The sequence below is a fragment of the Streptomyces sp. NPDC001941 genome (genome assembly GCF_040296945.1).
Taxonomy (GTDB): domain Bacteria; phylum Actinomycetota; class Actinomycetes; order Streptomycetales; family Streptomycetaceae; genus Streptomyces.
This window is the reverse complement of record NZ_JBEOYE010000177.1, coordinates 1-9,360: the sequence shown is the minus strand read 5'-3', so window position 1 is coordinate 9,360 and position 9,360 is coordinate 1. Positions and strand designations below refer to the sequence as shown.

Sequence of the window (9,360 nt, the reverse complement as noted above, 5' to 3'; positions counted from 1 at the left end):
GCGGGGGGGGGCGGGGGGGGGGGGGGGGGGGGGGGGGGGGCGGGGGGGGGGGGGGGGGGCCGGGGGGGGCCCCCCCACGGCCGGGGTGTTCCTCAGGGCAGGGGTGCGTCCATGGTGTTGTCGGTGCACGGACACGGGTAGGGCCAGCGGGGGTCGAGCGCGTCCGGGCAGCCGCTGGAGGGGCCGGAGTGGCACAGGCCCGCGACGCAGCACACGCAGTCTGCGCACACCCGGACCGGTGACTCCACGATCGGGCGCGGGCGCTGGGCGTCGTGATGCGGCCTGGTCCGGGGCCGGGAGGCGGACGTTGTCCTGCCGCATTCCTTGAGGCTGATGTTCATCATGCGGGTGCTCCTTCCGGAGTGGTTGCGGATGGCGCCCAACGGGTGACGGGGGTGCGGGTGGATGCGGAAGCGAGGCACTCGGCGGGGCCGGTCATGGACCCCGCGACGACGCACGGACCGTGCGGTGGTCGGGCGTCTGCGGCGGGTGCGGCGTGCGTGGTGGGCAGGACTGCGAGGGCGAGCAGGGACACGACTGAGACGATCATGGGAACGGGTTCCTGACGGTACGTCGGGGCCGGTACCGGTCCTGGATTCGGAGAGTGCCAGGCACCGGCGCCCCGTTATGCGGACTTCAGGACCACGGCAGGGTCACTCACCCCCGTGCCGAGCAGGTTCAGCGCGTTGGCCTGGGCGTGGCGGGCGTGGTGGACAGCCAGGGCTCACAGGTCGAACGTGGCCGCGGTGATGCCGACGCACTCGGACAGGCGGGCATCGGTCGGACCGTACGGTAGTCGACACGTCCGGCGTACTCGTGTTCTGGCCTCGCGGACCACTTCGGCGGGGCGGTGTGCCCGCGGCCGAGAGGTGCGCCGGTGGAGCGGATCGGGACCGACACGGTGACCGGCACGAGCTCGTCCGGCTCGGGGCACCGTTCATCGGCAGTGGTGGTGGATTCCGGCCGGCCGGGGGCGGGCTCGGTCCAGACACACATGGCGGAGCGCTCCTCTCACAACAGGGGAAACACGGGAAGCCCGGGGCAGACGCCGGAGTGTCCTCCGGCACCGCCAGTCCGGGCCCGGGCGCCGGAAGGCGCCCGCGAATCGAACTCACTCGATCCGGATACCCAGCCTCGCACCGATCGCCACCGCTCGCACCTCGTCACACACGGTGATATCGGCCCGTCAAGGGCCCGGAAAGTGCTCACCTTCGAGGCGGATGCGGAGGGTACACCCGATGCAGGCCGTTCGAACAATGTTGATTCGAATGAACATCCGATTACCGTGTCCCGCCGACGGCGCCCGCACCACCCCGGACCGCACCTCTGGTACGGAAACAGAGGTGCGGCCCACGCGCCGAAGAACCGCGCATCGGGGCTCATCACGCCATGTGACCGCCGCACGCCTCGCACACCTGGACCGCTCCCCGGGCTCGCTCGCTCCACCGAGACACCCACCAAGTGACGCGAGGCCCCCTGCGGGAGGTCGACACGGTGTGCCGGTTCGTCAGCGGATGCTGGAGAAGGACTTCCAGCCGGTGCCGATCTTCACGCCGGACCCGATGGTTCCCTTGCCGGTTCCCGCGTAGCGGTAGAGGTCGCCGGCCTTGGTGCGGCCGAGGACGTCGTCCTTGCCGTCACCGGTCAGGTCGCCGATGCCGACGAAGTCGGCCATCCCGCTCCAGCCGGAACCGATCTTCGTACCGCTGCCGATCGTGCCCTTGCCGGTGCCGTAGTAGCGGTAAAGGTCGCCGTTGGCGGTACGCGCGATCAGGTCGGCGTGCTTGTCGCCGTTGAGGTCGCCCGCGCCGACGATGGTCAGGGACTTCCAGCTCGTACCGATCTTGCCGGTGCGGGCCAGTCCGCCTGTCTTCGTCCCGGCGAAGAGGTACAGGTCCCCGGTCGCGCTCTGGCGGGCGACCAGGTCCGGCAGTCCGTCGGCGTTGAAGTCGCCGGAGTAGGTCAGGCCGTCGTAGGCCTGCCATCCCGTACCGATGCGGACGGGCGTGACCTGCTGGCTCAGGACCTTGCCGCGGGCGGGCGCGTAACGCCACAGCTCGCCCGCCTTGTTGGCGAGGAGGGTGTCGTTGCCGCCGTCGCCGGTGAGGTCGCCGAAGGGGACGATCGTGTACGTGTTGTTCCACACTCCCGCGTCGACCGGGGCGGAGACCCGACCGGAGGCGTCCCCCTGGTAGACGGTCAGGCGGCCGCCGGAGTCGCGCGCGTACACATCGGGGAAGCCGTCGTCGCCGACCTGGTCGTGCCGCTTCGCGCTGGACAGGCTGACGGTGCCCGATACCTGGAGGTCGGGACCCTGGCCGTCGGCGGGGACCGCGGTCAGGGTCCAGCGGTACGCTCCGCCGGCCAGCTGCCGGCCGGCCTCGTCCTTGCCGTCCCACTCCGCGCCGATCAGGCCACGGGCCTCTCCACCGGTGAAGGTCCGCACGACCTGCCCGGCGCGGTCGGCCACCGTGAGGCGCCAGGAGGCGGCCGGGCGCGAGATCCACCAGCGGGGGCGCCAGGTGACGGCAGGGCCCTTGTTCGCGGCCACGTCCGTGCTCAGGACGCCCAGGGGGCTCGTGGGGATCGGCGAGGGCACGACGTGGACGGCATAGTCCTCGCTCACGTAGACGACGCGGCCCGAGGACCGGTCGACGCTCCAGCCGATCCCGGGGGTGCGGTGGCGCGGACGGCCCACCTCGCGCGTGACGGCGGCGCCGCGCAGCGAGGTGACGCTCAGCGCACCGCCCTTGTACCAGGCGATGAAGCCGTCGCCGAGCAGAGCGGTGTCGTGGTCCGGAACGTCCAGACGGGCACCGGTGGCGGTGTCGTAGACCCCGGAAAGCGGGCCGCACTCCCAGTACAGACTGCTCGCCTGGACCTGAAGGGCGGTGAAATCACAGGACGAGGGGGCGACGGTGCGCAGCGTGCGGCCGGTGGCGACGTCGATGGCCGACACCTTGCCGGGCGCGGTCTTCAGCCAGAGCACGCCCGCGTCGAGGGCGTACGTACTGGGCGTGCCCCCGTTACCGATGGGGAAGCTGCGGACGGGAGCGCCGGTGTCGAGGTCGAAGACGTCGATGCGTGACCGGTCCGAGATCTCGACGCGGGCCGCAGCGTAGCGGCCGGAGACCGCGAGCCGCGGCTGTGAAGAACCTCTGACGCGCCCCTGGCCGACCGGGATGCTCGACGAGGTGCCGTCCGGCGCCGTGACGCTGAGCCAACGGCCCTCGCCGGACACGTGCACGACGCGGCCGTCACCGGCGTCGTGCAGGGGGGCCCGGCAGTCGTAGGAGCAGTCCGAATCGCGAATCGCGTGCGAGCCGATGCTCGTCCGTGGACCTGCGGTGATCGGGCCGTCGACCGGCAGGTCGATCCGGTTGACCGGGGCGTCGGAGTGTGCGTTGTGCTCGGCCAGGGAGAGGCGTCCCTGAGCGAAGGCGACCCCGTCGATCTCATGGGGGACCCAGGGGATGTCGGCCACCTTCGCCACGGCGAACCCTCCGGCCCCGTCCGTGCTCACGGAGTAGTAGGCCTGCCCGGCCTCCGCGTCGGCGCGGGCGATCATCAAGCTTCCGTCCGGACGGGCGGATCCGAACGACGCGGTGTTGTCCAGCACTACGCGTTCAGGGCCGCCCGTCAGTGGGACGGCCACGACCTCCCGGTCCAGGCGGAGTCCGTTATCGCTGCTCTTGCCACGGGTGTAGAGGAGGTCCTCACCGATGACGCCGAGGAGGCGGACGCTGCCCCGTTCGAGGGGGCCGTCGAAGACGCGCGGGGGCTTCTCCGGGTCGGTGGTGTCCCAGATGCGGGTCTCGTCTTCCGACCAGATGACGATCCACCGGCCGGTGACCTTCATGTTGGCGCTGAGCCTGGCCACAGCGCCGAGCTCGTGCAGTCCCGTCCGATCGAGCCAGAAAGCCCGGTCCTGCAAGTCGCTGGGCTCCAGCAGCAAACCGGAGCGGCTCTCCGCCTGGTACCACCTGCGCAGACGGAGCGCGCCGCCGTCGGGGTACGCCGCCGTGTCGATCTCCTGCCAGGCCCCGTCCCGCCACGCCCACTGATGGAGGGCGGCACGGGCAGTGGAGGTCGTGTCCCCGGTCACCAGCACATCGCCGTAGGTGTCGAAGTACCGCTGCCCCTCCGGAACGCTGAAGCGCCGGTCGGTGCCGTCGCGCATGTCCCGCTGGGCCACCCGGTCGGGGTACCGGTAGTCGGTGAAGACGACGAAGTCGTCCCCGGTGACGTGAGCGGTTTCCAGGCCCGCGGGCTGGACGACGCGGCGGACCGCACCGTCCGCGTAGTTCGTCCACGTGTAGGTGCGGTCTTCGTGGTACGCCAGGTACCCGCTGGTACCGGCGAAGGCTCCCTGCGGGCCTGCCGTTTCCTCGTCGAGGTGCCGCACGGGAGCGATCTCCAGCTCCGGCCCCGCGTCGGGCAGCTCCGCCCGGCCGCGCGGCGCCTCGGCGGCGGCCGCCGCCCCCGCTGGCGCGACGAGCACACCGGACCCCACGGCCAGCGCCACCGCCACCGCGGCGCGCACGCGCATACGACGACCCATCCTCGAACCCCTCCCAGATCACCACGGGCCTGTCGTCGAATCCCCCCGGATCCCGCCACGTGGTCGGGCCAGACGATAGCAGTGGGCACGGCCTGACCTGCGGGGAGTCCCCTTTGCCCGACGGGCGCGATGCGACGATTGCCGCATGCACGAGATATCTCCCTTTCTGGCCGCTCGGTGGCCGCGCGTCGCCTCCGGTGAAGCCGACTGGCTCGTCGAACTGGCCGGCGACTTCGTGACCGGGATGATGGCGCCACCCATGCCCGACGCCGTCTGGGTCCTGAACGCCATGGACGAGAACGAGGCGCTGCCGGGCGACGTCAGCCACGACGAGGACCTGCGGGCCGCGAACGTGGGCGTGGCCCTGCCGCGTGGAGTGGCCACCGGCGGAGGTCTCGGCCGCGCCGACCACCCCGGCGACGGCTGGCGACGGCTGCGCTGGGCGGAACTGGCGCGGCGCAGCGGCGACGAGGTCGTGCGCGAGGACTACCTGCCCTGCCTGCACTGCTTCCCGCTGGCGATGAAGAACGGCAGCTGGCCCCTGAGTATCCGGCCCCCTACGGAGGGCAGCCTGGACCGGCCGACGTACGACCGGCTCATCGAGGTACTGATCGAGCAGAGCCCACAGGGTGCGGACACCCGCTGCGTGGCGTACTACAACCCGCTGATGTTCGCTTCCGTCGACGTCGACAACCTGCACCTGCGCATGGGCCGTCTCGGGGATGCCAAGGCCCTGTACGACAACCCGGAGGTCGAGTACGGCCCCTCCAACCTCTGGGCCGCCGACCGGTCCTGGGTGACGTACACCGACTACGACCTGTGGGGTACGAAGGTGTGCGGCCCGGCGTCACTCGTCGAGGCACTGCTCGACGACCGTGAGATCGAAGCGTTCCGCCTGCCCGAACGCCGCTGAGCGCGTCGCCGGACACAACGGTGGGTGATTGAGTGTGGCCTTGAGCAGCCCTGGTGCCGCGACGCGACCCTGGTGCCTCGGCACGATGACGGCACGCCCGTGCCCTGGGCCCTGCCCACGGCCCGGCACCAACTGGACGCCACGGTCCATGCCGTCACCTCGGCTGCCTACTTCCTCACCTCGGCGCTTTCCGGGATGCGTTCCTCGCAGCTGGCGGAACTGGCGAGCGGCTGCCGCCAGCAGGAACAGCGGCCCGGCGGCGGCACCCGCTGCCGCTTGGTCTCCCGCCGGATCAAGGGCGAGGCATTCGGCGGGATCGAGGACGCGTGGGTAGTCACCGAAGACGTGCACCGGGCCATCGCCACCGCCGAAGCCCTCACCGGCGTCGCCCCGGGCGAGCGGCTGTTCGCCAAGGCATCCAACAACAGCAACAGCCTCTATGCCGCCCTTCGCACATGGGTGAACGGCGAGGCCGCCCTACGCACATGGGTGAACGGCGAGCACGGACAACGGCTCGGCCTGGAGCCCCTCCCCGACGGCCCGGTCAACCCCCGAGCTCTGCGGCGCACGCTCGCGATGGCCATCGCCCAGCGCCCGCACGGCCTGATGGCCGTGAAACTGCACCTCAAGCATGTCAGCGTGGCCACGGCCGAGGGCTATGCCGCCCGCCCTGGCGGACACCAGGCCGCCTTCGCCACCGAAGTCGCCGCCGAGGAAGAAGCCGAACATCTACGGCTGACCGTCGCCGCCTACGAGGACTATCAGCGAGGCATCCTGCCCAGCGGCCAAGGCGCCCGTGCCCTCATCGGCGCCTTCAAGACCGTCGACCAGATCCTGGAACGGCACGACGCCGGGCCGGTCACCGTCATCGACGACCGGCGTGTCGAGCGTGTTCTCAAGGCGAAGGCGAGGACTCTGCACATCGGCATCGGCAACTACTGCTGGTTCTCAGATCCGGGGAAGGCGTTGTGCCCGAAACTCGCCGGCACCCCGGACGCCGACGAACCCCTCATGGGGATGTGTGACTCGGCACGCTGCCCGCAGGCCACCCATCACTCCCAGCACCGGCAGATCTGGGCCGATCACGCCGAGAAACCCAGGCCGTCTTCCTGGGCAACCCCAGACTCTCCAAGCCCGCACGGGCCCGAGCCCAGACCGCGTTCGACCGTGCCACCCACATCGTCGCCGAGATCGACACCGCCGGACACACTGAGGAGGACTCTGAGCGATGACACAGGAACGCCAGAACGAAGCTGAGGCCAAGATCCGGGCAGCAATGCAACAGCTCCTTGCCGGGCCCGTCCCAGACGGCTGAAGTGCGACGTCAAGAGCCTGTGCACCCTCGCGGGAGTGCCATGAGCGACCCTCTACCGTGCCTACCCGCATCTGAAGGCCGAGTTCGATCGCCAGCGGACCGCTGCCCAGGTTGCCGGACATCGTCCCGACCCACGCCCCGCCCAAATCGAGCGGCTGAAGGCCGAGGTCGCCAGCCTGCGTGAACGTCTTGCCAGGAGGGACACCGAAGTCGGTGATCTTCGAAACTTCCGAGCACAGGCACTCTCACGCCTCACCGCCCAGCACGACGAGATCACCGCCTTGCGGCGGGAACTGGTGTCCACCACGGAGACCAGGGTCCGCGTGCTGCCAAGCAGATAGACCAGTCAGCGTCCGGCGACGCAAATCGAATGCCGCCGAGCACCGAGCGCGTGGAGGATGGTCGCTGTGACTGAGAAATTGATCTGGGACGAGTGGGCTCAGCGGGTTTACCTGACCTGGCTGGCACGAGACATCCGATACGCGCAGGTCGCGCTCCTGGAGATCCGAACGCGGGCAGGGCAAACGCCGCCGGACCCGCTGGTCTGGATCCCGTTGGAGACCTTCCTGATGTTCAGCGCCAAGGTCTCGAAGATGCTCAAGCCCGTCGCCTTGGACAATGGCCGACCGAAGAAGGCCGGACCCAAACAGGATGCGTACGACCGGCGCAAGTACCGCGGGGAATGTCTACGCGCTCTACTGGAGGTGGACGACTCATCACCTCTCCTGGACCGGAAGGTCCGGGACGCCAGCGAACATTTCGACGAGCGCCTTGACGCGTGGACTGGCGAGCAGCCCCGCTTCACGGCCGAAGAAGTGGAAGCTGGCGGACTGCCGAACTTTCCACTACCGCCGATGCGGAGAGTTGACAGCGGATCCTGGGTCGTCGAGGTGGCCGGAGAGACACTCGACCTGAGGGCCATTGAGATCGAGCTGCGACGGATTCTCGACAAGACGACGGAGTTGGAGTCCCTCGCCGCTTTGGAGGACCCGGGCTTGGCGACTCTGCTGGCTGGCCTGCCGCCGTTCCCGACGGAGCTGCGGCTGGACGCACTGACCCGCAGACCTGACGAGGATGTACGAACCGGGATCGATGTGCAGGCGGCCGCTGCACGCCAGGCCGAGTTCGACGAGGCGATCGCTCGGGCGATTGACGCCTTCGCGGCCCTGGACGAACAGAACAACGACGAGCCGATGACAGACGCCTCCGAGTCGGAATCGGAGTGAGACACAACCCGCTGCTGCGACGCTAACCATCCGAGGAGTAGCCCTCGATCACGCGCGAGACGGTCTCACATGGACACGTCTCATGCCGGGCTATCGGGCGTAGCCGATGCGGATGTCCGTGCTCGGGGTGTCGGGGTCGAGGGGAGCGAGCGCGGGGGTGCCGGGCCGCCACGGCTGCCCGGGGCCGCGGTCGGCCGGGGTGGGGACACGCAGGAGCTTGGCGAGCCGGGGCACCTTGGTGAAGCGGCCGGTGTGGTACGTGCCGGCGACCGCTCCGGAACGCGTGCGACAGGGTGAGCCTGGCTGTGCGTGACAGCGCGGGCAGGGGTGGCGCACGATGTCGTCCGCGTCGCTCGCCTGTGCGGTTTGAGGGTCCGTCATGACCCCGGATCGCGTCACAAACCGTTCCCAGAACAGACCTCGTTCCACTTTTGGGTGAGAACGAGTTCTGACAGTCGATCCGGCTTCCCGGCGACTCCCGCCGACCACTGTTGATCTCGCTCCGGGAAAGGTCCTTTTCTGACAGTGACACGGCGTGCGGCCGTGGCCTGGACCCGGGCCGAGAGAAGTGCGTGATCGACTTCCGGCCGCCCGTCTGAATCCTGCGGTGTCGACTGTCAGTGGCCGCCGTAACACTCTGAGCTGATAGCCGTTCAGAGAGGGCGATGGCGTTCCGGGCCGTGCACGACGAGTGGGGCACCGTCTTCGCGCACCTGCCGGATCTCGGGTGCGGGCAGGTGTGGGAGGCGGTGTGGAAGGTCCGGCCGCCCGCGCCGATCACGTGCGCGGAGTGCCGGCACCCGGTGTACGCCAAGATCTCCGAGCGGGGCCTTCGGTTCTTCGTTCATGCTCCGCACGCCCCGGACTGCGAGATCGCCCGCCAAGGCGAGTCCCAGGCCCACCAACCCCTCAAGCTCGAACTCGCCAGCGCGGCCCGGGACGCCGGGGTAGACGCCGAGCTGGAGGTGAGGGCGCCGGACGGCTCCTGACGGGCGGACGTGCTGGCCACCGATCCGGCCGGGCGGTGGCGGATGGCGCTGGAGGCCCAGCTGTCCCCGATCACCGCCGCGGACATCTCCGCGCGCGCACCGCGCGGATGCGCGAGCGCGGCGTGAGCTGCTTCTGGTTCAGCGACCGGGCCCGCCCGCCTTGGCCCAGTTCTCGTATAGCTGCCGCCAGGTGGCGAGTAGCTCTCTGTAATCACCCTTGACCTGCGGCGATGCTTCGGAGTCACCCGCCTGATTGCTGGGCCAGGGCACTATTCGGAGCGCTGACCTGCGGTTCTTTCTGGTTCAGGATTTCTGAACTCGTGGCCGCGGCCCCGGCGGCCGGCGGCCGCCGGGGC

At 70.0% G+C, this 9,360-nt stretch carries 7 protein-coding genes; 4 read left to right on the top strand and 3 right to left on the bottom strand.

The features are described 5' to 3' along the window. Positions 1-92: 92 nt before the first annotated feature. Both ABT160_RS45465 and ABT160_RS45460 read right to left on the bottom strand, forming a co-directional pair. The gene (locus ABT160_RS45465) at positions 93-344 is read right to left on the bottom strand and encodes a hypothetical protein (RefSeq protein WP_351655902.1); all 252 of its coding nucleotides are present in this window, start codon (positions 342-344) and stop codon (positions 93-95) included. 1,163 nt (positions 345-1,507) lie between these two features. Next, positions 1,508-4,549: an FG-GAP-like repeat-containing protein gene (locus ABT160_RS45460; RefSeq protein WP_351655899.1), complete on the bottom strand. Its 3,042-nt coding sequence runs from the start codon at positions 4,547-4,549 to the stop codon at positions 1,508-1,510. A 157-nt stretch (positions 4,550-4,706) separates the two neighbouring features. On the opposite strand from ABT160_RS45460, the gene ABT160_RS45455 reads away from it, so the two are divergent. The 3 genes from ABT160_RS45455 to ABT160_RS45445 all read left to right on the top strand — a co-directional run bounded on the left by ABT160_RS45455 (position 4,707) and on the right by ABT160_RS45445 (position 8,015). Further along, entirely contained in the window at positions 4,707-5,474 is a 768-nt protein-coding gene (locus ABT160_RS45455; RefSeq protein ID WP_351655896.1) for a hypothetical protein, read from the top strand. A gap of 99 nt (positions 5,475-5,573) precedes the next feature. Then, positions 5,574-6,731: a hypothetical protein gene (locus ABT160_RS45450; RefSeq protein WP_351655893.1), complete on the top strand. Its 1,158-nt coding sequence runs from the start codon at positions 5,574-5,576 to the stop codon at positions 6,729-6,731. Positions 6,732-7,196: 465 nt separating this feature from the next. Next, positions 7,197-8,015 (top strand): hypothetical protein, encoded by an 819-nt coding sequence (locus tag ABT160_RS45445; protein WP_351655891.1) that lies wholly within the window; start codon positions 7,197-7,199, stop codon positions 8,013-8,015. A gap of 90 nt (positions 8,016-8,105) precedes the next feature. On the opposite strand, the gene ABT160_RS45440 is transcribed toward ABT160_RS45445, so the two are convergent. Beyond that, the gene (locus ABT160_RS45440) at positions 8,106-8,396 is read right to left on the bottom strand and encodes a zinc finger domain-containing protein (RefSeq protein WP_502984418.1); all 291 of its coding nucleotides are present in this window, start codon (positions 8,394-8,396) and stop codon (positions 8,106-8,108) included. 284 nt (positions 8,397-8,680) lie between these two features. Here ABT160_RS45440 and ABT160_RS45435 point away from each other — a divergent pair, with 284 nt between their 5' ends. Next, complete coding sequence (locus tag ABT160_RS45435; RefSeq protein ID WP_351655888.1) at positions 8,681-9,004, top strand: hypothetical protein; 324 nt, start codon at positions 8,681-8,683, stop codon at positions 9,002-9,004. The last annotated feature ends 356 nt before the right edge of the window (positions 9,005-9,360 follow it).